22 protein-coding genes are annotated in these 25117 nt (G+C 71.2%); 8 read left to right on the top strand and 14 right to left on the bottom strand.

The window, feature by feature from the left end; translation table 11 throughout:
* Window positions 1-9 precede the first annotated feature (9 nt).
* From ABT158_RS13110 to phoH2, 4 genes are all read left to right on the top strand, one after another.
* A complete protein-coding gene (locus ABT158_RS13110) occupies window positions 10-837 on the top strand; it encodes an amidohydrolase family protein (protein ID WP_352352968.1) in 828 nt (275 codons plus the stop codon).
* Window positions 838-862: 25 nt separating this feature from the next.
* Window positions 863-1411: a hypothetical protein gene (locus ABT158_RS13105; RefSeq protein WP_352323267.1), complete on the top strand. Its 549-nt coding sequence runs from the start codon at window positions 863-865 to the stop codon at window positions 1409-1411.
* Between the two features lie 55 nt (window positions 1412-1466).
* On the top strand, window positions 1467-2228 hold the full coding sequence (locus ABT158_RS13100; protein WP_352352967.1) for an isoprenyl transferase: 762 nt from the start codon (window positions 1467-1469) through the stop codon (window positions 2226-2228).
* Between the two features lie 207 nt (window positions 2229-2435).
* The gene (gene phoH2, locus ABT158_RS13095; protein ID WP_352352966.1) at window positions 2436-3755 is read left to right on the top strand and encodes an RNA 5'-3' helicase PhoH2; all 1320 of its coding nucleotides are present in this window, start codon (window positions 2436-2438) and stop codon (window positions 3753-3755) included.
* A 12-nt stretch (window positions 3756-3767) separates the two neighbouring features.
* On the opposite strand, the gene ABT158_RS13090 is transcribed toward phoH2, so the two are convergent.
* The 3 genes from ABT158_RS13090 to ABT158_RS13080 are packed head-to-tail and all read right to left on the bottom strand — an operon-like array spanning window position 3768 to window position 6408.
* The gene (locus tag ABT158_RS13090; RefSeq protein WP_352352965.1) at window positions 3768-4289 is read right to left on the bottom strand and encodes a hypothetical protein; all 522 of its coding nucleotides are present in this window, start codon (window positions 4287-4289) and stop codon (window positions 3768-3770) included.
* Window positions 4290-4321: 32 nt separating this feature from the next.
* On the bottom strand, window positions 4322-5737 hold the full coding sequence (locus ABT158_RS13085; RefSeq protein ID WP_352352964.1) for an ATP-binding protein: 1416 nt from the start codon (window positions 5735-5737) through the stop codon (window positions 4322-4324).
* The gene (locus ABT158_RS13080) at window positions 5734-6408 is read right to left on the bottom strand and encodes a response regulator (RefSeq protein WP_125636689.1); all 675 of its coding nucleotides are present in this window, start codon (window positions 6406-6408) and stop codon (window positions 5734-5736) included. The genes ABT158_RS13085 and ABT158_RS13080 overlap by 4 nt, the downstream gene beginning before the upstream one ends.
* Window positions 6409-6780: 372 nt before the next feature.
* Here ABT158_RS13080 and ABT158_RS13075 point away from each other — a divergent pair, with 372 nt between their 5' ends.
* Both ABT158_RS13075 and ABT158_RS13070 read left to right on the top strand, forming a co-directional pair.
* Window positions 6781-7389, top strand: a complete 609-nt coding sequence (locus ABT158_RS13075) for an aggregation-promoting factor C-terminal-like domain-containing protein (RefSeq protein WP_502911524.1) — start codon at window positions 6781-6783, stop codon at window positions 7387-7389.
* Between the two features lie 71 nt (window positions 7390-7460).
* Entirely contained in the window at window positions 7461-9461 is a 2001-nt protein-coding gene (locus ABT158_RS13070; protein ID WP_352352963.1) for a glycosyltransferase family 2 protein, read from the top strand.
* On the opposite strand, the gene ABT158_RS13065 is transcribed toward ABT158_RS13070, so the two are convergent.
* The 9 genes from ABT158_RS13065 to ABT158_RS13025 form a co-directional block, all read right to left on the bottom strand.
* Window positions 9451-10602 carry an alpha/beta hydrolase family protein gene (locus ABT158_RS13065; protein WP_352352962.1) on the bottom strand — a complete coding sequence of 384 codons (1152 nt, stop codon included), beginning with the start codon at window positions 10600-10602 and terminating at the stop codon, window positions 9451-9453. The two genes, ABT158_RS13070 and ABT158_RS13065, sit on opposite strands and share 11 nt — an antisense overlap.
* Window positions 10602-11603, bottom strand: coding sequence for an alpha/beta fold hydrolase (locus ABT158_RS13060; protein ID WP_352352961.1), 1002 nt, complete (start codon window positions 11601-11603; stop codon window positions 10602-10604). The genes ABT158_RS13065 and ABT158_RS13060 overlap by 1 nt, the downstream gene beginning before the upstream one ends.
* The gene (locus tag ABT158_RS13055; protein ID WP_352352960.1) at window positions 11600-12874 is read right to left on the bottom strand and encodes an MFS transporter; all 1275 of its coding nucleotides are present in this window, start codon (window positions 12872-12874) and stop codon (window positions 11600-11602) included. Before ABT158_RS13055 ends, ABT158_RS13060 begins: the two co-directional genes overlap by 4 nt.
* Before the next feature lie 31 nt (window positions 12875-12905).
* Window positions 12906-14900, bottom strand: coding sequence for a helix-turn-helix domain-containing protein (locus ABT158_RS13050; RefSeq protein ID WP_352352959.1), 1995 nt, complete (start codon window positions 14898-14900; stop codon window positions 12906-12908).
* A complete protein-coding gene (locus ABT158_RS13045; protein ID WP_352352958.1) occupies window positions 14900-15652 on the bottom strand; it encodes a 3-hydroxybutyrate dehydrogenase in 753 nt (250 codons plus the stop codon). Before ABT158_RS13045 ends, ABT158_RS13050 begins: the two co-directional genes overlap by 1 nt.
* Window positions 15653-15727: 75 nt before the next feature.
* Complete coding sequence (locus ABT158_RS13040; RefSeq protein WP_352352957.1) at window positions 15728-17125, bottom strand: class II fumarate hydratase; 1398 nt, start codon at window positions 17123-17125, stop codon at window positions 15728-15730.
* 88 nt (window positions 17126-17213) lie between these two features.
* Window positions 17214-18953: a serine/threonine-protein kinase gene (locus tag ABT158_RS13035; protein ID WP_352352956.1), complete on the bottom strand. Its 1740-nt coding sequence runs from the start codon at window positions 18951-18953 to the stop codon at window positions 17214-17216.
* A 35-nt stretch (window positions 18954-18988) separates the two neighbouring features.
* A complete protein-coding gene (locus ABT158_RS13030) occupies window positions 18989-20029 on the bottom strand; it encodes a serine/threonine-protein kinase (protein WP_502911523.1) in 1041 nt (346 codons plus the stop codon).
* Window positions 20030-20168: 139 nt separating this feature from the next.
* Window positions 20169-20777 carry a superoxide dismutase gene (locus tag ABT158_RS13025; protein WP_352330694.1) on the bottom strand — a complete coding sequence of 203 codons (609 nt, stop codon included), beginning with the start codon at window positions 20775-20777 and terminating at the stop codon, window positions 20169-20171.
* A 339-nt stretch (window positions 20778-21116) separates the two neighbouring features.
* Here ABT158_RS13025 and ABT158_RS13020 point away from each other — a divergent pair, with 339 nt between their 5' ends.
* Both ABT158_RS13020 and ABT158_RS13015 read left to right on the top strand, forming a co-directional pair.
* Window positions 21117-21788, top strand: a complete 672-nt coding sequence (locus tag ABT158_RS13020) for a CHAP domain-containing protein (RefSeq protein ID WP_352352954.1) — start codon at window positions 21117-21119, stop codon at window positions 21786-21788.
* 463 nt (window positions 21789-22251) lie between these two features.
* Window positions 22252-22440, top strand: coding sequence for a DUF5999 family protein (locus ABT158_RS13015; protein ID WP_352327892.1), 189 nt, complete (start codon window positions 22252-22254; stop codon window positions 22438-22440).
* 82 nt (window positions 22441-22522) lie between these two features.
* Here ABT158_RS13015 and ABT158_RS13010 read toward each other — a convergent pair whose 3' ends face one another.
* Window positions 22523-24172 (bottom strand): fumarate hydratase, encoded by a 1650-nt coding sequence (locus ABT158_RS13010; RefSeq protein ID WP_352352953.1) that lies wholly within the window; start codon window positions 24170-24172, stop codon window positions 22523-22525.
* A gap of 31 nt (window positions 24173-24203) precedes the next feature.
* Complete coding sequence (locus ABT158_RS13005) at window positions 24204-25070, bottom strand: DMT family transporter (protein WP_352352952.1); 867 nt, start codon at window positions 25068-25070, stop codon at window positions 24204-24206.
* Window positions 25071-25117 lie beyond the last annotated feature (47 nt).

The raw sequence follows: 25117 nt of genomic DNA, 5'->3' as shown, positions 1-25117 counted from the left end.
GTTTGGGGGGTGATTGTCGATGCGCACCAGCACTTCTGGGACCTCGAAACCGGCGACTACCCCTGGCTCACCCCCGAGACCGGCGTGCTCTACCGCACGTACGCGCCGGACGACCTGGCCCCTGAGCTGGCGCGGGCCGGTGTGGACCGGACGGTCCTGGTGCAGGCCGCCGACTCGTGCGCCGAGACCGACGCCCTGCTGGCCCTGGCCGACGCCCACGACTTCGTCGGCGCGGTGGTCGGATGGATCCCGCTGCTACGCCCGGACGAGGCCGCCGAGGCGATCGCCCGGTACGCCGCCCACCCGAAGTTCCGCGGCGTCCGGCACCTGATCCACGACGAGCCCGACCCCGACTGGCTGGTCCGCGACGAGGTGCTGGAGTCGCTGGGCCTGCTCGCGGCGGCCGGGCTGACGTTCGACGTGGTCTCGCTGCTGCCCCGGCACCTCGACCACGTGGTCACGCTGGCCGCGCGGCACCCGTCCCTGAAGATCGTCATCGACCATCTGTCCAAGCCGCGCATCAAGGACCGCGAGTGGGAGCCGTGGGCCGGCGGGCTGGCCCGCGCCGCCCGCTTCCCCAACGTGTACGCCAAGGTCTCCGGCCTGGTCACCGAGGCCGACCACCGGAACTGGACGGTGGAGGACCTGCGGCCGTACGTGGAGCACGCCGTCGAGCTGTTCGGCCCGGACCGGCTGATGGCCGGCAGCGACTGGCCGGTGGCCCTGCAGGCGGCCGACTACCGGACGGTCTGGGAGGTCACCGGCGCGCTGCTCGGCGGAACCGACCGGGACCTGGTGCTCGGGGACACAGCCAGGGGTTTCTACGGGTTTAGCTGACTTGGGGCCGGAAACGGGGAAGGGCGTGGGGGGACTACGCTGTGTCGATGGATCGTACCTGACCGTCACGCCCGTTGCGTGCACGGACACCGTCGGCACGCCGTACGAGATCACCCTTGAGCTCCACCGCGACGGCACGCCGTACGGCAGCGTGGGAGAGCGGTGCGGCTGGCTGCTCGCGCGCCTGGCGCGCGGGGTCGACGAGGCGCGGCAGGGAAGGGGGGCGGCCCGGCGGTGGAACGACCCCGACGACCGCTTCCCCGACGAGGAGCCGGAGAGCGAGCTGTTCTCCTTCCGCTACCGCACCCGGTCGGGGCTGGTGGGCGGCGGCGAGTTGCGCTGCCAGCTGCGCACCATCCCCATCTGGCAGCCGGCGCCGGGTCAGTGGCGGCTGACCCGCAGGGCCTACGTCGAGGCGTGGGGGGCCACCGGCGTGGGCATGAGAGCCGTTCTGACGTCCGCGGAGTTGTCCGAGTTCGTCCGCGAACTGGTCCATGAAGCCGAGGGGTGTCTCGGTGGAAGAGATCTCGCCAGGAATCCCATTGGGGGAGCAGGCACGGGCGAAACGCGGTGATAATTGCCTGTTGGGTCATTCGACCAAAGGCACAGCACCGCTGGGGAGGCACTCCGTGGGCCTGCGCGACCTGGTCTACCGGCTGTACGAACACAGGCTGGAGACCAAGCTGTCCAAGGACAGCGTTCCCCGGCATGTCGGGGTCATCATCGACGGCAACCGCCGCTGGGCGCGCGCCATGGGCATGCGCGACGTGGCGACCGGCCACCGCAAGGGCGCGGACAAGATATCGGAGCTGCTCGGCTGGTGCCGGGAGACGGGCGTCGAGGTCGTCACCGTCTGGATGTTGTCCAACGACAACCTCAACCGGCCGCGCGAGGAGCTGGAGCCGCTGCTGCGCATCATCGAGGACGTGGTCCAGGAGCTCGTGGACGAGGGCTGGCGGATCAGCCCGGTGGGGGCGCTCGACCTCCTCCCCGACCACACGGCCAATGTCCTGAAAAATGCAAAAGAAGCGTCATCACACCGTCCGGGCCTGATTGTGAACGTTGCAGTTGGGTATGGAGGAAGACGTGAGATTGCCGATGCGGTGCGCTCACTCCTCCAGGAGCATGCGAGTAAGGGCGCCAGCATCGAGGACCTCGTGGAGGTCCTCGATGTCGAACACATCGCGGAGCATCTCTACACTCGCGGCCAACCCGACCCGGACCTCCTCATCCGTACGTCGGGCGAGCAGCGTCTGTCCGGATTCATGTTGTGGCAGAGCGCTCACTCCGAGTTCTACTTCCACGAGGCTTACTGGCCGGACTTCCGCAGGGTCGATTTCCTGCGGGCGCTGCGCGATTACGCTGCGAGACACCGGCGTTACGGTTCTTGATGCGACATTCGGGTATCCAGGACGTAACGTTGGAAGTGTCCGGCCACAGGCCGGGCATCCCGGAGAGGGCCCGCCTTTGCACCGACATCTGCTGAGGGGGGCCGGAGTCCGGCTCCGCCGGCAGGTTGCGGTCGGGGACGCGGGTCCGGTCCGGTTCCCACCTCGTCTGCAGGGTGCCCGCACCTATGGGCGCCCGGGGGAGAACGTGTGGCAGTGTCCTCGAGCAACCCTACTCACCAGCCGGCCAAGCGCACGTACGTGCTCGACACCTCGGTCCTGCTGGCCGACCCGGCGGCATTGACGCGCTTCGCCGAGCACGACGTCGTCCTTCCCATCGTGGTCATCACGGAGCTGGAAGGTAAGCGGCACCATCCCGAGCTCGGCTACTTCGCGAGGAAGGCCCTGCGCTACCTCGACGACCTGCGGGTTCAGCACGGCAGGCTCGACGAGCCGATGCCGACAGGGGATGGAACGATCAGGGTTGAGCTCAACCACAGCGATCCGTCCATCCTGCCCGTCGGGTTCCGCCTGGGCGACAACGACACGCGCATCCTGACCGTCGCGCGCTCGCTCGCGGCCGAGGGCTGCGACGTCGTGCTGGTCTCCAAAGACCTGCCCATGCGGGTCAAGGCGGCCTCGATCGGCCTGGCGGCCGAGGAGTACCGCGCCGAGCTGGTGGTCGAGTCCGGCTGGACCGGGATGGCCGAGCTGCAGGTGACGGCCGAGGACGTCGAGACGCTCTTCGACAAGGGCGTGGCCGACCTGGAGGAGGGCAGGCAACTACCCGCGCACACCGGCCTGCGGCTGCTGTCGGCCAAGGGATCGGCGCTCGGCAGGGTCGCGCCGGACAAGTCCGTCCGGCTGGTCCGCGGCGACCGCGAGGTCTTCGGCCTGCACGGCCGCTCGGCCGAGCAGCGCATCGCGCTGGACCTGCTGATGGACCCGGAGATCGGCATCGTCTCGCTGGGCGGCCGGGCCGGCACCGGCAAGTCGGCGCTGGCGCTCTGCGCGGGCCTGGAGGCGGTCCTGGAGCGCCGCCAGCACCGCAAGGTGGTCGTCTTCCGCCCCCTGTACGCCGTCGGCGGCCAGGAGCTCGGCTACCTGCCGGGCACCGAGGGCGAGAAGATGGGCCCGTGGGCGCAGGCGGTCTACGACACGCTCGGCGCGATCACCTCGCCCGAGGTGATCGAGGAGGTGCTCGACCGGGGCATGCTGGAGGTGCTCCCGCTGACGCACATCCGCGGCCGGTCGCTGCACGACGCGTTCGTGATCGTGGACGAGGCCCAGTCGCTGGAGCGCGGGGTGCTGCTCACGGTGCTGAGCCGGATCGGCGCCAACTCCCGGGTGGTGCTCACGCACGACGTCGCCCAGCGCGACAACCTGCGGGTCGGCCGGCACGACGGCGTGGTGGCGGTGGTGGAGAAGCTGAAGGGCCACCCGCTCTTCGCGCACGTCACGCTCACCAGGTCCGAGCGGTCCCCGATCGCCGCCCTGGTGACGGAGATGCTGGAGGACATCACGATGTGAGCCGCGGCGGGCTCACCTGAGCTCGCCGCAGGTGTACGGCCGCCCCTCCGCCTTGGCGGGGCGGCCGTCGTTCTCCCGGACGATCTTGACCTGCTCGAACGCGGCGTCCTGCTGCGCGGTGCAGACGATCTGGGCCTTGCCGAGCCGGCTCAGCGGCCGGTCGCCCTTGAAGTAGACGGTCAGCGTGGAGGTGCGCGGGAGCTGCATCTCGTCGCGCTGCACGGGGTCGAGCGAGTCCTTCATGCCGACGTACTCCAGGCCGTGCAGCTCGGTGGTGCGGTCGCCGAGCGGCTGGTCGGAGGCGGCGAAGAGGGCGCCGAGCAGGCTGCCCACGGTGCCGTTCTCGACGTCGGCGGGTTCGAGTGTGAGCTGCTTGTTCCTGATCAGGTAGATGGTCTTCGAGGGCGGCGGGAGCTTGATGGTGGGCGCGGCGCCCTTGGTCTGGACGTCGGTCGGCGAGATGCCGCAGGCGGCCACGGCCAGCAGGGCCGCGGCGGCGACGAGCACCCGGCGCACGGTCCTCGGTGCTGTCACCAGTACTGTCCTCGGTGCGGTCCTCGGTGCGGTCATTGGTGCGGCAGCCAGACCGTGAACAGGGTGCCCGGCTGCTGGGCGCGTACTGAGATCGTGCCGCCGTGCAGGTGCACGTTGGCGCGGGCGATGGCCAGGCCGAGGCCGCTGCCCTGGCTGCGGGCCCGGCCCGCGCCCGCCTTGAAGAACCGGTCGAAGACGTGCGGCAGCGCCTCGGCGGGGATGCCCTTGCCGTGGTCGCGCACCTTCACCTCCAGGCCGTTCTCGGTGCCGCGCGCGGTGACCTCCACCGGGGGCAGGCCGTGCTTGAGCGCGTTGCCGACCAGGTTGGCCACGATGACGTCGAACCTCCTCGGGTCGAGATTGACGGTCAGGCCCTGGGAGGCGGTCACGTCCACCTCGTCGCTCCAGCCGCGCACCTCCAGGCAGTCCAGGATGGCGTCGGCGACGTTGACGGGCTCCACGTTGAGCGTCGCGGTGCCCGCGTCGAACCTGCTGACCTCGATCAGGTGCTCGACCAGCTCGCGCAGGCGCCCGATCTCGCGCAGCACCAGCCGCACGGCCTCCGCGGGCGCGTCGGGCAGCCGGCCGGCCTCCTCCGAGAGCATGTCGGCCACGGCCGTCATGGCGGTGAGCGGCGTGCGCAGCTCGTGCGAGACGTCGGCCACGAACCTGCGGGACATGGCCTCCAGCGAGCGCAGCTCCGACACGCTGAGCTCCAGCGCCGCCGCCGCGTCGTTGAACCTGGCGGTCAGCTCGGCCAGCTCGTCCTGGCCGTGCACCGGCAGGCGGGTGTCCAGCCGGCCCTGGCCGAGCGCCTGCGCCGCCGCGCTGAGCCGCCGTACCGGCAGCAGCACCTGCCGGGCCGACAGCAGCGCCACCACCAGCGCGATCAGCACGATCACCGCGCCGCCCTGGGTGAGCGTGTTGCGCAGCGTCGAGAGCTGGCTCTCCTCGTCGTGCAGCGGGAAGAAGACGAACGCGCGCAGCCCGGTGGCCTCGGGTGCGACGCCGGGCTCGTACCGGTGGACCTCGGCGCCGACGATGAGCCACAGCTCGTTGCCGATCACCTTGCGCTGGGTGACGACGTTCTGCTTGGCCCGGCCGTACAGCTCGTTGGGGACGTCCTTCATGGTCATCGGGCCGTCGGCGGACAGCAGGTTGCCGTACTCGACCAGGACGCTGCGTCCGGGGCTGGACAGCGTCCGGACGACCTGGTCGAGCTCCTTCATGGACGGCGCCGCCTCGCCCGGCCTGAGCTTGCCCACGGGGAAGGTGATCCGGCCGAGCTCGCGGGTCACCAGGTCGAGGGAGGTGGTCTCGGCCCTGGTCACGAGCGCGGTCTTGGCCAGCTCGAAGCCGATGGTGGCGACCAGCGTCGACGCGGTGACCGCGACGAGGGTGAAGGTGATGACCAGGCGCGCCCGCAGCCCGGTGGGCAGCGGGATCACGGAGGGCTGAACCGGTAGCCGAACCCGCGCACGGTGTGGATGAAGACGGGCTCGGCCGGCCTCGGCTCGATCTTGGCGCGGACGCGCTGGACGCAGGCGTCCACCAGCCGCGAGTCGGCGACGTGCGTGTGGTCCCAGACGACCCGCAGCAGGTAGCGGCGGTTGAGCACCTGGCCGGGATGCCGGACCAGCTCCAGCAGCAGCCGCAGCTCGGTCGGCGTCAGGTGGATCTCCTTGCTGGCCAGCGTGACCTTGAGCGCCCCTCGGTCGATCACCAGGTCGCCGAAGGTGATGCGGTCGGAGGTCGCGGACTCGGCCCTGCGCAAAATGGCCCGGATGCGGGCGTCGAGCACCCGCGGCTCGACCGGCTTGACCACGTAGTCGTCGGCGCCCGCCTCCAGGCCGACCACCACGTCCAGGTCGTCGCCGCGGGCGGTGAGCAGGATGACGGGGAGCTGGTCGAGCTTGCGGATGCGGCGGCAGACCTCGACGCCGTCGATGCCGGGCAGCATGACGTCGAGGATCGCGATCTCGGGGCGGCGGGCGCGGATGTGGTCCAGAGCCTCCTCGCCCGTCGCGTAGGACGTGACGGAATGTCCCTGTCGCGTCAACGCCAGCTCCAAGGCTGTGCGGACGGAGGGATCGTCTTCTACAAGGAGGATGCCAGCCACGCGCACATTATTATTCCATGTCCCCTATACCCGGGTTGTGTCATCAAACTGTGACCGGGTGCGGATCAGATCCTGAAGATGGGGCGGAAGCCTGAAAGCGGCCTCCCTTCGGTGCGGGCGCTCGAAGGGAGGCGCCCAACAGCCTGTGACGAAACTCACAATTTTTCGTGAAAAAGGTTGTTACCTGCTGGTTGGCCAAGAGAACGTCAACCGAATCCCGCGTTCCGGTTGCGGACCACCCCCCATGACAGGGCAAGCTCATGGATCGTGAGCCCCGGTCCGCAGTTGAGTGAGCGCCCCCCGAAGGATGACCTTCGTTCGGCGCGCCGCCGGCCTTCGCGTTTCACCCCCAAGCGCATCGCCGTCGCCGTCGTGTCCTTGGTGGCGGTCGTGGGCGGTGGTGGTTACGTCGCCTACCGCGCCGTCGACAACGCGAGCAAGCCGCCGGTCGACCCGTTCACGGCCGAGCAGCTCGGCGCTCTCGCCGGAGGCAACCTGTTCGCCCCCGACCCCGAGACCGACGCGCTGAAGAACGCCGCCGAGCAGGCGTACCGGGCCGACCAGCTCAAGAAGGGCCGCGGCGGCACCGCCAAGAAGCTCGACTGGGTCGTGCCGAAGAAGGCGCCGGGCGGCAACGGCTTCCCGCCCGCCAACTTCCCGCCCGGCAGCAACCCCTCGCCGGGCAGCAACAAGGCCGTCGCCAAGTCGATGCTCGCCGCCAAGGGCTGGGGCGCCGACCAGTGGGGCTGCCTGGAGCTGCTCTGGCAGAAGGAGAGCGGCTGGAACGAGCGGGCGATGAACCGCTACTCCGGCGCGTACGGCATCCCGCAGGCCCTGCCCGGCAGCAAGATGGCCAGCGCGGGCGGCGACTGGCAGACCAATGCCGCCACCCAGATCGCGTGGGGCCTCGGCTACATCAAGGGCCGTTACGGCACGCCTTGTGGCGCGTGGGGGCACTCACAGTCCACAGGATGGTACTAACAGGTCAACTCTTCTTCTGTAATCGGCAAGCCGTCTCACCCGATCGTGTATGAGCGGCGCACGCTGGCCGCATGGGTGTGAAGGTCAGTGTGATCGTCAATGTCCACAACCCGGGTGACACCGCGGACGCGTGCATCCGCTCCGCGCTGGAGCAGACGTTGCCCGCCGCCGACTACGAAGTGATCTTCGTGGACGACGGGTCCACGGACGGCATCGGGGAACGGCTGGACACCATCGCCGGTCTGCGCGAGAACGTCCGCGTGCTGCACCTGCCGCACACCGGGTCGCCCTCTCGCGGCCGCAACATGGGCGTGGCCACGGCCGAGGGCGATTACGTCTACTTCCTCGACCAGACCGACCGGCTGGCCCGCGACGCGCTGGCCCGCATGCACGAGCGCGCGGTCGAGACCGACGCCGACGTGCTGATCGGGCGGCTGGCCCGCGACTACGGGCCGCCGATGGTGGCGTTCGAGCGCAGCAGCGCCCGCGCCGACATCCTGCGCGAGCGCCTGATGACGCTGCTCGTCCCGCAGCAGCTCTACCGCCGGGCCTTCCTGGAGGAGCACGAGCTGGGCTTCGCGATGCCCGGCGGCCGGCTGGCCGAGCAGGCGTTCGTGATGCGGGCCTACCTCGCGGCCAAGGTGATCGCCGTCCTGGCCGAGGAGGTCTGCTGCCAGCTCGGGCCGCGGCCCGAGGCGCCCGAGGAGGACCCCCGGGTGATCGTGGCCGGGCTGAGCACGCTGCTCACCGACATCGACACCTACGTCGGCGCCGGCCGCCAGCGCGACCGCATGTACGCCTACTGGTTCCGCTCGGCCTTGCTCCGGCCGCTGCTGACCGCCAGGTTCGCCGACTCCTCGGTGGACCGGGGCATGCACTTCCGGGTCGTCCAGGAGCTCATCGGCGAGCGTTTCCCCGAGCGGATCGACCGGTACCTGCCGGTCCAGCTGCGGGCGGTGGCCGCGTTCGTCCGGCGCGGGCGCCTGGACCAGATCGTCATGTTCGCCAACTCCACCCGGCGCGCGGGCCTGCGCGCCGAGCTCACCGAGATGCGCTGGGACGCCCACATCCTGGTGCTCGGCCTGACCGTGGAGGTCATGTCCGGCGACGGCCTGCCCGACCGCTACCGGGTGGACGGCGAGCGCCTGCACTGGATCCCGCCGCGCTCGGTCGACACCAAGCTGCTGTCCGACGACGTCACCGACATCACGGCCGACGTCGAGCGGGCCCGCATCGACGTCTACGTCCGGCACAGCGTGACCGGCGTGGTGCACTTCCTGCCGGTCACCCAGCACGTCGAACGTCTTCCCGACGGCCGCCGCCGGGTCCGCGTGCAGATCAGGGGCGAGGTCCGCCTGGACGTCACCAGCGCGGCGATGGGCCAGCCGCTCAGCCCCGGGCAGTGGGAGGTGCACGTCCGCATGTTCAGCGGCGCCAACCAGGCCAGGAGCCGGGTCGGCCGGGCCGAGGGGCCGCTGAACTGCCTGGGCGTGCTGGCCCAGCGGCCCAGGATGCGGCTGGTGGTGCCGTGCTGGTCGGACAAGGGGGAGCTGGGCCTGGCGGTCGAGCCGCGCTCGTTCTCGGAGTCGATCGCGCTGGTGTCGCCGGGGGTGACCGTCCGCCAGCTCGACGGTCACGTGTACGTCGTGCTGCCCGTCCCGTACGTGCCGCCGAGCGGCGGGCCGCCCCTGGAGCTGGTGCTGCGCAGCACCGGCCGACGGGAACGCGAGGTGTGCGCGCCCGCGCTGGTCGAGGCCGGGGTGCCGGGCAAGCTCGCCGGCCAGCTCGTCGCCAAGATCCCGGTCAAGCGGCACATGCCGAGCGAGGAGCAGCTCGGGCCGGGCGCCTGGCTGTCGTCGCTGCGCTCGTCCGACGAGGAGATCGGGCTGCGGTTCGGCCTCCAGGTGCGCCGCGGCCGGGTCGAGACGCGCCCGGCCGTCGCGGTGACGCCCCAGCGGCGCTCGCCCATGGGCCGCGACACCGCGCTCCACCGCCTCGGCAGGCGCCTGCCCGGGGCGCGGCACATCGTGCGCTGGGCGCGCGCGGGCAGGCATCGCTACCTCAAGGAGTGACCCAGCCCTCCAGCTCCTGGAAGGCGTCCCTGAAGGCCGGGAGCATGGGCCTGAGCCGGTCGGGATAGACGTCGACGAGGCTGTCGAGGTGGTTGCCGCCCTCGATCCGGTGGTAGCGGAACGGGCGGTGCGGGCCGACCATCCTGGCGTAGACGTCGGAGTCGCGGGAGATCGGCAGCAGCGAGTCGAGCGTCCCGTGGATCGTGATCAGCGGCTTGGTGATCCTGCCGGTCAGCCCGATCCTGGCCATCGCGGCGTACGGCCGGCGCGCGTCGTAGTCGTAGTCGGCCGCCGCGCCCGTGTAGGACGGGTCCAGCTCCTTCTGGTAGAGCTGCTGGGTGAGCTCCCAGTAGTACTGCCGGTGGAAGGGCCACAGGAACTCCGAACCCGGCGCGAACCCGGCCGCGCGCACGCCCGCCTCGTCCGGGTACGCCTTCAGCGCGGGCGGCAGGAAGTTCAGCAGGTTGTCGCCCTTGACCCGGAAGAGCGTGCCCTCCCAGTCCACGCCGCCGTCGTAGAGCCAGCCGCGGTTCTCCAGCTGCCACCTGACCAGGTAGCCGCCGTTGGACAGGCCGGCCATGAACGTACGGGCCGGCGGGCGGCCGTACCGCTGCCTGACCACGGACTTGGCGGCCACGGCGAGCTGGGTGACGCGCTCGTTCCACTCGGCGATGGCGTCGCCGGGGCGGCGGCCGTCCTCGTGGAAGGTCACGCCCACGTTGCCCTTGTCGGTGGCGGCGAACGCGTAGCCCTTGGACAGCACCCAGTCGGAGATCGTGTAGTCGTTGGCGTACTGCTCCCGGTTGCCCGGGGTGCCGCTGACGACCAGGCCGCCGTTCCACCGGTCGGGCAGCCTGATCACGAACTGGGAGTCGTGGTTCCAGCCGTGCGTGGCGTTGCCGGTGGAGGTGTCGGGGAAGTAGCCGTCGAGCTGGGTGCCGGGCACGCCGGTCGGGTTGACGGTGGCCTTGGAGTGCAGGCCGGCCCAGTCGGCCGGGTCGGTGTGGCCGGTCAGCGTGGTGCCGGCCGTGGTCAGGTCGTCGAGGGTGGCGCTGATCAGCTTCTCCGCGCCGGGCACGGTCAGCTCGCCCGCGGCGGGGGCGGTGAGCAGGCTCGCGACCAGAGTGAGGGCGACGAGCATCAGACCTCCTCCAGGTGCTCGGCCAGCAGGCGGCCGAACTCGGCGGGCCGCTCCAGATGGGGGCTGTGGCCGCAGTCGTCCAGCACGACCTCGCGGTAGCGGCCGTAGCGGTCGAGCACCGCCCTGGTCTGGGTCACCATCGGCTGGGCCGGGGTGCCGGGGGAGCCGGGCACGACGCCGATCGCGCCCAGATGGGCCAGGTCGAACAGCGAGGTGTCGGAGACGATCACGTCGTCGGCGCCCCTGATCCACAGGACGGGCGGCCTGGGGCCGATCTCGTGCAGGTCGTCCAGGCGGAAGTGGGTGGGGGCGCACGCGTTGAGCACGCCGTGCTTGCCGGGGGCCACGCCGGGCCAGGCGGGGGAGCCGGCGGCGTCGCCCGGGTAGTTGGCCTCGCCCACGCGGGTGGTGAGCATGGACCGCAGGTAGAAGTCCTCGTCGGGGATCCGCGGGTGCTTGACGTAGCCGGTGCGGAGCACGTTGCGGGGGGACGTGGGTGATTCGTCCGACATGTCGCCCGCCTTGAGCCGGGCCACGAAGTCCGGGTTCGCCGCCCCGGCGCCCGATCCCGCGCCGTCGGGGTGGGTGAGCGTGCCGTCCGGGCCCTCGGTGCCGCCGAAGCCGTACGGGGAGATCGGGTTGACCAGCGTGACGCTCCTGACCAGCGCAGGACGGTCGCGCAGCAGCTGCAGGACGACGCCGCCGCCGAGGCTCCAGCCGACCAGGTGCACGCCGTCGAGCCCGAGCGCCTCGACCAGCTCGGCCAGGTCGTCGGACCAGTCGCGCAGGCCCCTGGTGGCGTCCACCGGCTCGGGGTCGGTGCCGCCGAAGCCGCGCAGGTCGGGGGCGAGCGGACGGTAGCGGGCGGGCAGCGCGGCCATGCTGTCGCGCCAGAAGGCGCCGGAGGAGACGTTGCCGTGCACGAACAGCACGGGCTCGCCGGACGTCCGGCCCTCGACGGTCAGGACGTGCTGCGTGAGGCGGGGGGTGGTGACCTTCATCGCGCGTGGATCCTCTCGGCCAGGTCGCGTCCCTGGGTCTCGCGGGCGGTGTAGACGGCGACCAGCGTGAGCACCGCCGCCAGGCCAAGGTAGACCGAGATGGGAACGCTGCTGGAGTAGCTCTTGAGCAGCGCCACCGCGATCAGCGGGGCCAGCGCGCCGGCCACGATCGCCGAGAGCTGGGCGCCGATCGACACGCCGGTGTAGCGCGTCCTGGTGCCGAACAGCTCGGAGAAGAAGGCCGCCTGCGGGCCGTACATCATGCCGTGGAAGAGCAGGCCGACGGTGACCGCGAGGGTGATCGCCAGGAAGTTGCCGGTGTCCACCAGCGGGAAGAAGGCGAAGATCCACACGCCGATCCCGGCGGCCCCGGCCAGGTAGATCGGACGGCGGCCGACCCGGTCCGACAGCGCGCCCCACATCGGGATCGTGACGAAGTGGATCGCCGAGGCGACCAGCACCGCGGTCAGCACCGTCGAGTTGTCGATCTTGGCGTTCTTCGCGTACGTGATGACGAACACCGTCAGCAGGTAGAACGAGATGTTCTCGGCCAGCCGGGCGCCGATGGCGGTGAGCACGTCCTTCCAGTGGTGCCGCAGCACGCCCACGATCGGCGCGGTCGGCTCCGGCTCGGCCTGCTGGAACACCGGCGACTCGCTGATCGTCAGCCGGATCCACAGCCCGACCATCACCAGCACCCCCGACAGCAGGAACGGGATCCGCCAGCCCCACGACAGGAACGCCTCGTCGGACTGCCAGGCGGCCAGCACCGCCAGCACGCCGGTGGCCAGCAGGTTCCCGCCGGGCGCGCCCGCCTGCGGCCAGGAGGCCCAGAACCCGCGGCGCTTCGTGTCGCCGTGCTCGGACACGATCAGCACCGCGCCGCCCCACTCGCCGCCGAGCGCGAAGCCCTGCACGAGCCGCAGCGCGGTCAGCAGCAGCGCCGCCGACGAGCCGAGCGTGGCGTACGTCGGCAGGCAGCCGATCAGGAACGTGGCGGCGCCCATCATCAGCAGGCTGACCACCAGCAGGGTCTTGCGGCCCACCCGGTCGCCGAAGTGGCCGAAGACCAGGCCGCCGAGCGGGCGGGCGACGAATCCGACGGCGTAGGTGAGGAACGACAGCAGCGTGCCGGTCAGCGGATCGGACTCGGGGAAGAAGAGTTTGTTGAACACGAGAGCGGCTGCCGAGCCGTACAGGAAGAAGTCGTACCACTCGATGGTGGTGCCGATCAGGCTCGCGGCGACGATCCTCTTGATGGAAGTAGCCATGCCGGTCACGGTAAGGAGTGACCGGCGTCACTTATATGGGGGCGGGACCCACAGTCTGCGGGGAGGATGTGTGGCCGAGCCGGTGCAGGCGGAGGGCGAGCTGGATCTCCAGCGCGCGCTCGGGCTCCAGCCAGCCGTCGCCCAGCAGCTTGCCGATCCGGTCGAGGCGCTGGGTGACGGTGTTGACGTGGATGTGCATGGCCTCGGCCGTACGGGAGGGTGAGCCGCCCGTGCCGAAGTAGGCCGACAGGGTGTCGGTGAGCGCGGTGCCGCGGCGGGCGTCGTAGTCGATCACCGCGCCGACCACGCGGCCGACGAAGCCGCGCACGTCGCGGCCGTCGCCCACGAGCAGCCCGACGAAGCCCAGCTCGGCGGGGCTCGCGCCGTCGCCGGCCCGGCCGAGCGCGAGCAGCGCCTCGGCGCACCGCCGCGCCTCCTGATACGCCTCCGCGACGTCCCGCGCGCCCGCCGATCCGCCGGTTGCGCCGCCTCCCGATCGGCTTGTCGCGCCGCCTCCTGAGCCGCCCGTTGAGCCGCCCGCAGAGCTGACCGGCGGCGCGCCCGGCGGGCCGCCGGGTGAGGCTTCGGGGAGGCGGGCCGGTGAGGCGCCCGCCGTCGCCGGGCTGTGCAGGGACGCGCTCAGCTCGGCCGCCACCCGCTGGGCGAGACCGCCCGCGTCCACGCCCGGCAGCAGCAGCACCACCTCGTCACCGCGCCCCGCCGCCAGCCCGTGCCGGACCGTGGCGTGCGAGGAGGCCCAGAACGCCGCCCGCTCCCGCTGGCCGCCGTGCCTGGCCACCACCACGACGTGCGGCGCGCGCAGGTCCACGCCGAGCCGCCGGGCCCGGTCGGCCAGGCCAGGCGAGTCCGGCCGCGAGATCAGGTCCTCCAGCAGCTCGCCCCTGACCCGGCCCTCGGCCTCGGCCACGCTCCGCCTGAACAGCAGCAGCAGCGCGCACACCAGCGCCGCCCGCTCCAGGATGCGCTCGTCGGCGTCGTCGCTGCGCAGGACCAACGTGCACAACGGCTCGCCGCCGACGTCCACCGACGCGATCAGCTGGTCGCCCCTGCGCACGGTACGCCCCAGGGCCCTGGACGCCTGCGCCGCCTCGAACACCCCCGCGTCCAGCTCGCCCACGTCGCCCGTGATCGGCCGGCCCAGGTCGTCGAGAACGGCCAGCGACCCGCCGAGCACCTCGGTCACCACGGCGGCGACGTCCTCGATGCCGCCGCCGCGCAGCACCAGCGAGGTCATCCGGTCGTGGGCCAGCGCGGCCCGCTCGACGGCCTCGCCGTGCGCCCTGGCGGTGCGGTGGGCCTGGGAGAGCTCCTCCAGGGCGTTCCTGGTCTCCTGGAGCAGCCGGGCGTTGTCGATGGCGACGGCGGCGTGCGCGGCCAGGCTCGCCAGCAGCGAGACCTCCTCCTGGTGGAAGGGCCTGGCGCTGCGGTTGGCCGCCATCAGCACGCCGATCACCCGCTGGCCCAGCCGCAGCGGCACCCCCAGGATCGCGACCAGGCCCTCCTCCTTGACGGCCTCGTCGATGTGACCCTTGTGCCGGAACCTGGCGTCGGCGAAGTAGTCGGCGGTCGCGTACGGGGTGGCCGTCTGCGCGACCAGCCCGCCCAGCCCGGCGCCCATGGCCAGCCTGAGCGCCCGGAACTTGGCCGAGATCGACCCGTCGGTGACCCGCATGTACGTGTCGCCCTGCTCGGGGTCGTGCAACGTCATGTACGCGATGTCGGTCGCGAGCAACTGCCTGGCCCGGTGGACGATGGCTTCGAGCACGGCGTCGAGGTCGCGCAGCGCGGCCAGGTCGCCGGCGGTGTCGTACAGCGCCGACAGCTCGGCCTCCCGCCTGGCCCGCCGCCTGAGCAGCGCCCTGACCTTCAGCGCCTCGACCTTGGCCTGCTCCAGTTCCTCGATCGTGGCCGGATCGGCGCCCTGCGCCCTGGCCTCCACGATCGGCCCCTCGAACTCGACCGCCGACGCCTCCCGCGCCAAAAGCTCCAGAAAGTGGGTGCTCACTAATGGGCCGTCCAGCCGCCGTCTACGGGGAGGGAGGTGCCGGTGATGAAGGAGCCGTGCGGGCCGCAGAGGTAGGCGACCAGTTCGGCGACCTCCTCGGGCTCGATCAGCCGCTTGATCGCGGCCGGCTGGAGCATGATGTTCTCGACGACCTCGTCGCTGCCGATGCCGTGCACCCGCGCCTGGTCGTCGATCTGCGCCTCGACCAGCGCCGTGCGCACGTACGCCGGGCACACGCAGTTGGACGTCACCCCGTGGGCCGCCCCCTCCAGCGCGACGACCTTGGAGAAGCCCTCCAGCGCGTGCTTGGCCGTCGTGTACGCCGCCTTGTACGGCGAGGCCCGCAACCCGTGCACCGACGACATGTTCACGAAGCGTCCCCACCCCCGGGCGTACATGCCGGGCAGCACCCGCCGCGCGATCAGGAACGGCGCCTCCACCATCACCCGCATCATGGCGGAGAACACCTCCGGCGGGAAGTCCTCCACCGGCGCCACGTGCTGGAACCCGGCGTTGTTCACCACGATGTCCACCGGCTCGTCGGGCAGCGACGCCGCGAAGGCAGGATCGCTCAGATCGGCCACCACCGCGACCCCGCCGACCTCCGCGGCCACCTTCCCGGCCGCCTCGCCCTGCCTGTCGACCACCAGGACCTTGGCCCCCGCGGCGGCCAGTCGCCGGGCGCAGGCGGCGCCGATGCCGCCCCCAGCCCCCGTCACCAGCGCGGTCCGCCCAGTCAGCTCCTTCGCCATGCTCGAAACCCTAGGCGCTCGCCGCGCCGGGACGCATGGGTTCGGCCGACATAGATCCGAGCCGACCTATGTGGATCACCCCTCCGTCGGCGGCCGGGTCATGGACAGCACGTCGAGGGCGGCGTCGAGCTGCTCCTCGGTCAGCGTGCCGTCGGCGACGTGGCCGCGCTCGACGACGACCTCCCTGATGGTCCTGCGCTCGGCCAGCGCCTGCTTGGCTATCTTGGCCGCCTCCTCGTAGCCGACGTGCCTGTTGAGCGGGGTGACGATCGAGGGGGAGGACTCGGCGTACTCGCGCAGGCGCTCGACGTTGGCCGTGATGCCGGCCACGCAGCGGTCGGCCAGCAGCCTGGACACGTTCGCCAGCAGCCTGATCGACTCCAGGATGTTGCGCGCGATGACCGGGAGCTGCACGTTCAGCTCGAAGCTGCCCGAGGCCCCGGCGAAGGTGATCGCCGCGTCGTTGCCGATGACCTGCGCCGCGACCATGGCCGTGGCCTCCGGGATCACCGGGTTGACCTTGCCCGGCATGATGGACGAGCCCGGCTGGAGGTCCGGCAGGTTGATCTCGCCGAGCCCGGCGCGCGGGCCCGAGCCCATCCAGCGCAGGTCGTTCGCGATCTTGTTGAGCGACACGGCCACCACCTTGAGCTGCCCGGACAGCTCCACGATGGAGTCTTGAGCGCCCTGGGCCTCGAAATGGTCGGCGGCCTCGCGGAAGGGGATGCCGGTCGCCTCGGCCAGCTTCGTGATCGCCCGCTGCGCGAAGCCGGGCGGCGTGTTGATGCCCGTGCCGACCGCCGTCCCGCCCAGGGGCAGCTCCAGTACGTGGTTCAGCGCCGTGCGCACGCGGGTGCCGCCGAGGTCGATCTGGGCGGCGTACCCGCCGAACTCCTGGCCGAGGGTCACCGGCGTGGCGTCCATCAGGTGGGTCCGGCCCGACTTGACCACCTGCGCGAACTCGGCCTCCTTGGCGTGCAGCGTCTCGGCCAGGTGGGTGAGCGAGGGCAGCAGGTGGAAGGTCACCTCGATCGCGGCCGCCACGTGGATCGAGGTCGGGAAGACGTCGTTGGACGACTGGGAGGCGTTCACGTGGTCGTTGGGGTGCACGGGCCGTCCCAGCCGCTCCTCGGCCAGCGTTGCGATCACCTCGTTGGCGTTCATGTTGGACGAGGTGCCCGAGCCGGTCTGGAAGACGTCGATGGGGAAGTGGGCGTCGTGCTCGTTGTCGGCGACGTCCGCGGCGGCCTGCGCGACGGCCTCGGCCAGATCTTTGTCGATCACGCCCAGCTCGCCGTTGACCTCGGCGGCGACCGCCTTGATCAGGCCGAGCGCGGCGATGTGGGACGGTTCGAGCGGCCGTCCCGAGACCGGGAAGTTCTCCACCGCCCGCTGGGTCTGGGCCCGCCACCGCGCTCCCGCCGGCACCCGGACCTCGCCCATCGAGTCATGTTCGATTCTGAACTCGCTCATGAGTCCAGTCTGTCCCACGGCCGGGCGATCAGTCCGGGGCAGGCCCGTCCCGGGCGGGGACGGGCCGTCGTACCGAAGACGAGCTCGCTCAGCTGGAGATGAGCGCCACGATGAGGACGGCGATCACGACCGCGGCGGCCGCCGCCACGGCCATGAGGACGAGCATGCCGTTGCGGTTGCCCGCCTGCGGCTTCTCGGGCGGCCCTGCGATGGCGAACAGGTCGGTCCCGAGGCCCTGGCCCTGGTGCGGGCCGGCGGGCGGCACCGGCTGCCCGGGCCGGTTCTGCCCGGGCCCGCCCGGCACCGGCCCGCCCTGCTGCGGACGCCCCGGACCCTGCTGTGCCGGACCCTGCTGCCCTGGACCCTGCTGCCCTGGACCCTGCTGTCCCGGGCCCTGCTGCCTCGCGGCGTGCGGCGGTTGCTGCGCCGGCGGGTAGACCTGCTGGCCGGGGGAGCCGCTCCGCGGCGTGGCGATGTGCCTGGTCGTGACGGTCCCCTCGTCGTCGGGGGGCTGCGGCGAACGGTCGCCGCCCTGCTCGGGCCCCGGCGGGAACGGCCCCTTGGGACGCATGACGCTGACCGTCCGGTCGGGGTCGAAGCCGCCCTCGTCGCCGGCGTCGCCCGGCTGCGGCGGTCGCGCGGCCTGCGGCGGCCGGCCGGGCGCGGTGCTCTGGGGCATCGTCGGCGCCCCCAGCGGGCTCCGGGCGGGCTCCTGCGGCCCTGAAGGCCCCTGCGGCGCCGCCGCACGCCCTCCGGCCGCGCCGGACCTCTGCGCGCCGGACGGCACGGGCCCCGCCCCCTGAGGCCCTGAAGGCCGCCCCCCGGCGGGACGCGTCGGCTGCGGGCCCGGGACGGGCGGCGCGCCCGCCCCGTACGCCTCCTGAGCCCCTGAAGGGCGCCCCTGAGGGCCGGCGGGACGCCGTGGGCCGGAGTCGGTGAAGGGGTCGGGCAACGCGGCCTCCTGGGCCATCAGGGCTTCCGCCGTGAGCGCCGGCATCTCGCTCGTGGGCGTGTCGGCGACCATCCGCATGAGGGTCTCCGCCTTGGCGGCGCTGAGCCGCTGCCGGTAGTCCTTGTTGAGCAGCCCGTTCAGCACCGGCCGCAGCCGACCGGCCTGCGTGGGCGGGTCGGCGCTCTCGCTGAGCAGCGCCGCCAGCGTCTCGGCGATCGTGGCCCGCTCGTACGCCGGCCGCCCCTCGACCGCGAAGTACAGCGTCGCGCCCAGCGACCAGATGTCGGACTCGGGCCCGGTGTACTCGCCCCTGGCGCGTTCCGGGGCCGTGTAACCGGGCGAGCCGATCACCATGCCCGTCTTGGTGAGCCGTGAGTCGCCCTCGGCCTTGGCGATGCCGAAGTCCGTCAGGACCACCCGGCCGCTCTCGGTGATGAGCACGTTGCCCGGCTTGACGTCGCGGTGCGTGATGCCCTGGGAGTGCGCGGCGCGCAGCGCGCCGAGCAGGTCGACGCCGATCTCGGCCACGAGCCGCGGCGGCAGCGGGCCCTCCTCCTCGATCACCTGCTCCAGGGAGCGCGCCTCGATGAGCTCCATGATGATCCAGGGGCTGTCGTCCTGGATGAGCACGTCGTGGATGGCGGCGACGGACGGGTGGTTGATCCGCGAGGCGATGCGGCCCTCGCGGACCATGCGCTCGCGTAGCTCGGCCCGCTGGTCCTCGGTGAGCCCCTGGTCCTGGCGGATCTCTTTGACCGCCACCTCGCGCCCGAGCGCGCGGTCGCGGGCGCGCCACACGGTCCCCATCGTGCCCCGGCCGAGCGGGGCGATGAGCTCGTAGCGCTCCGCGAGCAGGCGTGTCTGCTGTTCCGGCATGAGAAGAAGATATCGATTCTCGCTTGGGAAGTGCTTTACCCTCGCTTGCGAAGTTCTCTTGGCCAGAACCGCCGAGGAAGGAACAACTTTATCACCGCAGCCTTGAAACGGACATAAGTGGACGGACTTGGACGTGGTTCGACCCGCTTGCGGTGGACGCCCTCACCCGGCCTGCGCTCCTGGCGCGGCGGCGGGACCGACAGCGCGGCGGCGGTGGCCTCCGCCCTGTGCAGCCCGCGGTGCGCGGGCCTGCGTGCGAAAGGGGGTGAGGTCACCACGGGAACCGGGCGTACGGGCCGGCGCGGGGCCAGCGGCTCCTCCGCCGAGCCGCCCGCGGCCACCCGGGCCAGCATGAGCGAGGCCCGTACGGAGTCGAGCCGGGTCTGTGGATCGATCCTGAGCAGCGCGTCGAGCACGGGGGCCAGCGGGCCCGCCTTGCTCATCGGGATCGGCTCGCCACTGGTCAGCGCGGCCAGCGCGGCGGCGGCCGTACGGCGGCCGTGCAGCCCGCGGCCCTCGACGGCGGTGTAGAGGGTCGCGCCGAGCGACCACAGGTCGCCGGCGGGGCTGGCCTTGGAGCCGAGCACCCGTTCGGGGGCGATGTAACCGGCCGAGCCGAGCACGATGCCGGCCTGGGTGATGGAGACGTCGCCTTCGAGCGCGGCCAGGCCGAAGTCGGTGAGCACGGCGCGGTCCTCGGTCACCAGGACGTTGCTGGGCTTCACGTCGCGGTGCAGGATGCCCTTGGCGTGGACGGCCCGCAGCGCACCGAGGATCTGCCGGCCGATCTCGGCGGCCCGGCGCGGAGGGAGCGGTCCGTGCTCCTGGATGAGCTGCTCCAGGGACTTGGCCCGGAGCAGCTCCATCACGATCCAGGGACGGTCGTCCTCGGTCACGACGTCGAAGACGGTGATGACCGACGGATGGGCCACCATCGCGGTCGCCCTGCCCTCGCGCTCGGTGCGGGCGCACAACTCCGCGCGCAGCTCCTCGTCGAGGACGGTGGGCAGCCGTACTTCCTTCACCGCCACGTCGCGGTCGAGCAACTCGTCATGCGCCCGCCAAACGGTGCCCATGCCGCCGCGACCAACCGGCTCCACAAGCCGATAGCGCGCGGCGAGAAGGTAACCGGAGGGCGCACGCATGCCAGGCAGCTTACCTATTTGTGTAAACCGACCAGTAGAGGCGGGGCCGATAAATTGTTGCGAACTTAAGTCAACCCGCCTGACTCGTTACGTCAGCGAACCTCCGGGCCACATCTGCCCAGTTGACGAGGCCCCACAGTTTCTCGACGTAGTCCGGACGGACGTTGCGGTACTGCAGATAGTAAGCGTGCTCCCACGCGTCGAACACGAGAAGCGGCGTGGTGTTCATTCCGACGTTGCCGTGGTGGTCGTAGATCTGCTCGACCACCAGCCGGCGGCTCAGCGGCTCCCAGGCCAGCACGCCCCACCCCGAGCCCTGGACCGACGCCGTGGCCGTGGTGAGCTGCTTCTGGAACGCCTCGAACGTGCCGAAATGCTCGTCGATGGCGGCCCTGAGCGCGCCGTCGGGGCGGTCGCCGCCGTCGGGGGAGAGGTTCTCCCAGAAGATCGAGTGCAGGACGTGGCCGGACAGGTTGAAGGCGAAGGTCTTCTCCAGGCCCACCAGGCCGGCGAAGTCGCCGCCGTCGCGGGCCTCGGCCAGGCGGTCGAGCGTGTCGTTGGCGCCCTTGACGTAGGCCGCGTGGTGCTTGGCGTGGTGCAGCTCCAGGATCTCGCCGGTGATGGCGGGCTCCAGCGCGCCGTAGTCGTACGGCATGTCCGGAAGGGTGTAGTCCCCCATGGGTCCGTCCTCTCGAAGTAGATCTCTGGAGGACACTATTGCAAGTAGTTCGCAAGTGCATCAGACTTGCGACCTAGGTCTCGCCTTGGCATCGTGGCGAGAGTCAGTTGGGTCCAGTTTGTGCGCGGACGGCATGAGCCGTCCGCGCACAGGCGTCCTGTGGGGTTTTCTTGGGGTGGGAATTACCCAGGTCAGGGCGCTGTTGTACCTGTTTGTACGCGACGGCAGGGCAGCCGTGTCGAGGCGCCCCCGCAGATTGTCGTCATCACCCATCGCAGGATTCACACCTGTGACCCGCCGTGCCTCATGCGCGGACGGTGAGCAAAGGAGCACCCCCCGATGGCCAAGCACGCCATGATGACCACGTCCCAGATCGCCAAGCTCGCTCTCGGCGCGACCATCGCCGCGAGCGCACTCGGCGCCACTGCCGCCGTCAGCGCCGCGACCGCGAACCGGACCGACGCCCAGACCGCCGCGCAGCAGTCGGCCGCGCAGGGTTCGGCCCAGGGCCGGGTGAACGTCACCGCCGCCCAGGTGCTGGCCACGGCCCGCGCCCAGGTCGGCACCTCCGAGGACGCCAACGGCGGCGGCACCAAGTTCCAGAAGTGGTACGCCGACTCCCAGCGCGCCGCCGAGACCGTCGCCCGCGACGGCGGCAGCCGCCAGGACTACCTGAACGCCGCCTGGTGCTCGATGTTCGTCTCCTGGGTCGGCGAGCAGACCGGCGCCCGCCCGCAGGTCGGCTGGGACGCCTACACCGTGACCCACGCCAAGTGGTTCGCCGCCAACGACCGCTGGGGCACCGAGGCCAAGCCGGGCGCCGTCGTCTTCTTCTCCTGGAGCGGCAGCAAGAGCCTGAGCGACATCCAGCACGTCGGCTTCGTCGTCAAGGACAACGGCGACGGCACGATCTCCACGATCGAGGGCAACACCGGCAACGGCAAGGTCGAGGAGCGCGTCCGGCCGACCTCGCAGGTCGTCGGCTACGGTTACCCGTCCTACGCCGCCTGACACATCGACACAGCGCGCATTCCTGCCCGGGATGCGCGCTTTGTGGTATTACCGCACGTCAGGGCTACTGTGACGTTCGGCACACCCCTCTCCCCGATAAATGTGCATGATGCCTAGTAGGGCACTTTCCGGCGTACGGCAGGCTGAATGACAGGAACCATGGCACGCCGTCAGCAAGATGTAAGGGTGCCGAAAGGGGACGGGGGCATGGTTAGGACATGAGACCAGGCGAGAACCCGCGAGCGACTGAAACTGTCGGTGCCGGCCCTGAGACTGGGTAGGACGCCGACGTCCCACCACTGACGACAGAAGTTGAAGGACGTGATGGAGATGCGCCAGACACAGGTTCGCCGCCGGCCGAGGAAGCCGGTCGGCGCCACCCTGGACCTTCGCACGCCGTCGGGGCGACAGTTGCCCTTTTGAACATCAGGAAGCAGGAGCGCCATCTGAGAGGTGCGCGATGATGTGCAGTCACTTTCCCGTATGCCCCAGTGCGGACTCGCCCGACCGTGAGCGTTCGCACGTGATCTCGGCCCACCCCGACCAGGGCTGGAGCCTCCTCTGCAACGGCGTGGTGCTGTTCGAGGACACGGGTCTGCTCCTGCCTGACGGCAGCGTCGTCGCCCCCCACCGAGCCCCCGTCGCGGCCTGAGACGCCCGAGGGCAACCCCCCGTCGTCGTCCGGTGCCGAGGGGCTGCGACCGCCGCCCGGCACCCTTCGACGCGCTCGGGCCCTACCTGCGCCCGATGCTCAGCACCGGCCCGGTGCGGTCGGTGAAGAAGTCCTCACCCTTGTCGTCGACGACGATGAAGGCCGGGAAGTCCTCGACCTCGATCTTCCACACCGCCTCCATGCCCAGCTCGGGGTATTCGAGCACCTCCACCTTCCTGATGCAGTCCTGGGCCAGCCGGGCCGCCGGGCCGCCGATCGAGCCCAGGTAGAAGCCGCCGAACTTCTGGCACGCCTCGGTGACCTGCTTCGACCTGTTGCCCTTGGCCAGCATGACCATCGAGCCGCCCGCCGCCTGGAAGCGCTCGACGTAGGAGTCCATGCGGCCGGCCGTCGTGGGGCCGAACGAGCCGGAGGCGTAACCCTCGGGGGTCTTGGCCGGGCCGGCGTAGTAGACCGCGTGGTCCTTGAGGTACTGCGGCATCTCGCCGCCGTCGTCGAGCAGCTCGGCGATCTTGGCGTGCGCGATGTCGCGGGCGACGACGAGCGGGCCGGTGAGGGAGAGCCGCGTCTTGACGGGGTACTTCGTCAGCTCGGCCAGGATCTCCGGCATCGGCCTGTTGAGGTCGATGCGGACGACGTCGTCGGACAGGTGCTCGTCGGTGGTCTCCGGCAGGAAGCGGGCCGGGTCGGTCTCCAGCTTCTCCAGGAACACGCCCTCGGCCGTGATCTTGGCCAGCGCCTGGCGGTCGGCCGAGCAGGACACCGCGATGGCCACCGGGCAGGACGCGCCGTGCCGGGGCAGGCGGATCACGCGCACGTCGTGGCAGAAGTACTTGCCGCCGAACTGGGCGCCGATGCCGAGCTTCTGCGTCAGCTCGAAGACCTTGGCCTCCAGCTCCAGGTCGCGGAAGCCGTGCCCGGAGGGCGAACCCTCGGTGGGGATGGAGTCGAGGTAGCGGGCGCTGGCGTACTTGGCGGTCTTGAGCGCGAACTCGGCGGAGGTGCCGCCCACCACCACGGCCAGGTGGTACGGCGGGCAGGCCGCGGTGCCCAGCGAGCGGATCTTCTCCTCCAGGAAGGCCAGCATGCGCTTCTCGTTGAGCACCGCCTTGGTCTCCTGGTACAGGAACGACTTGTTGGCCGAGCCGCCGCCCTTGGCCATGAACAGCAGCTTGTACTCGTCGGCGTGGCCGTGGGGGTCCTCGGCATAGAGCTCGATCTGGGCGGGCAGGTTGTTGCCGGTGTTCTTCTCCTCCCACATGGTCAGCGGGGCCATCTGGGAGTAGCGCAGGTTGAGCTTGGTGTAGGCGTCGTAGACGCCCTTGGAGACGTGCTCGGCGTCGCGGCCGTCGGTCAGCACGTGGCGGCCGCGCTTGCCCATGACGATGGCGGTGCCGGTGTCCTGGCACATCGGCAGCACGCCGCCGGCCGAGATCGAAGCGTTCTTCAGCAGGTCGAGGGCGACGAACCGGTCGTTCCCGCTGGACTCGGGGTCATCGACGATCTTGCGCAGCTGCGCCAGGTGCGACGTGCGCAGGAAGTGGGAGATGTCGTGGACCGCGGTCTCGGTGAGCAGCCGCAGGGCCTCGGGGTCGACCTCCAGGAACGTACGCCCGGCCGCTTCGACCTTCCGCACCCCCTCCGACGTGATCAGACGGTACTCGGTCTCATCGGCGCCCAGGGGAAGCAGATCGGTGTAGTCGAAGTCCATGTCCATAGAGGGTACGCCCCCCGTCAGGTGGTCATCCCGGGGCCGGCACGGGCTCCGGCGAGCGCCGCGCGGTGAGCCCCACCAGGATGCCGACGATCACCAGACCGGCCCCCGCCAGGTCGTAGACGCTCGGCGTCGCGATGCCGAGCACGAGCCCCGTCACGATCGCGCCGACCGGGATGAGCCCGGCGAACAGCCCGGCCGTCCCGGGGCCGAGCTTGGGCAGCGAGGTGTACCAGAGGAAGAAGGCCACGACCGTGACCACGACCGCCAGGTACACGAAGCCCAGCGTCTCGGCCGCGGTCGGCGTCCTGAACATGGCCGAGCCCTCCTGGACCAGGCCGACCACGGCCAGCATGGGCACGGCCAGCGCCGTCGAGTACGCCGACACCCGGATCGCCCCCAGCTTCGGCAGCAGGGGGATGGCCAGCATGGAGAAGCTCACCTCGCCTGCCAGCGCCCCGAGCGCCCACAGCAGGCCGGTCGGGTTCCCGCTGCCCAGCCCGGTCGCCAGCGTCGCCCCGGCCACCACCACCGACGCCCCCATCAGCAGGCGCGGCGCCGGACGCCCGCCGGCCAGCGCCAGCGCCAGCGGCACGGTGCCGAGGACGGTGCCCACCAGCGCCGGCCCCGAGGCCCGGGTGGACTCGACGACGCAGACGTTGAAGACCACCAGCCCGAGCAGGGTGAGCCCGCCCAGGTACAGCGTCTCGCGCCCGGTCAGCCGGACGAACCGCAGGCCGAGCGCCCTGGTGACGACCAGCAGGATGACCGCGGCGGCGAGGTAGCGCACGGCCTGGCCGCCGTACACGGGATAGGAGCCGATCAGGCCGGACACTCCGGCCAGGGTGCCCACCAGGAACATGGCGGTGGCGGCTCCGGCGATTCCGTTTCTCATGTGCAGGATCGTAGGGAGACAATGGTTCAGGTAAACAGTCCAATAGG

Origin of the sequence: Nonomuraea sp. NPDC001636, assembly GCF_040298265.1 — a bacterium.
GTDB lineage: Bacteria > Actinomycetota > Actinomycetes > Streptosporangiales > Streptosporangiaceae > Nonomuraea.
The sequence above is the reverse complement of the archived record's forward strand: the minus strand, read 5'-3'. Positions and strand labels throughout refer to the sequence as shown.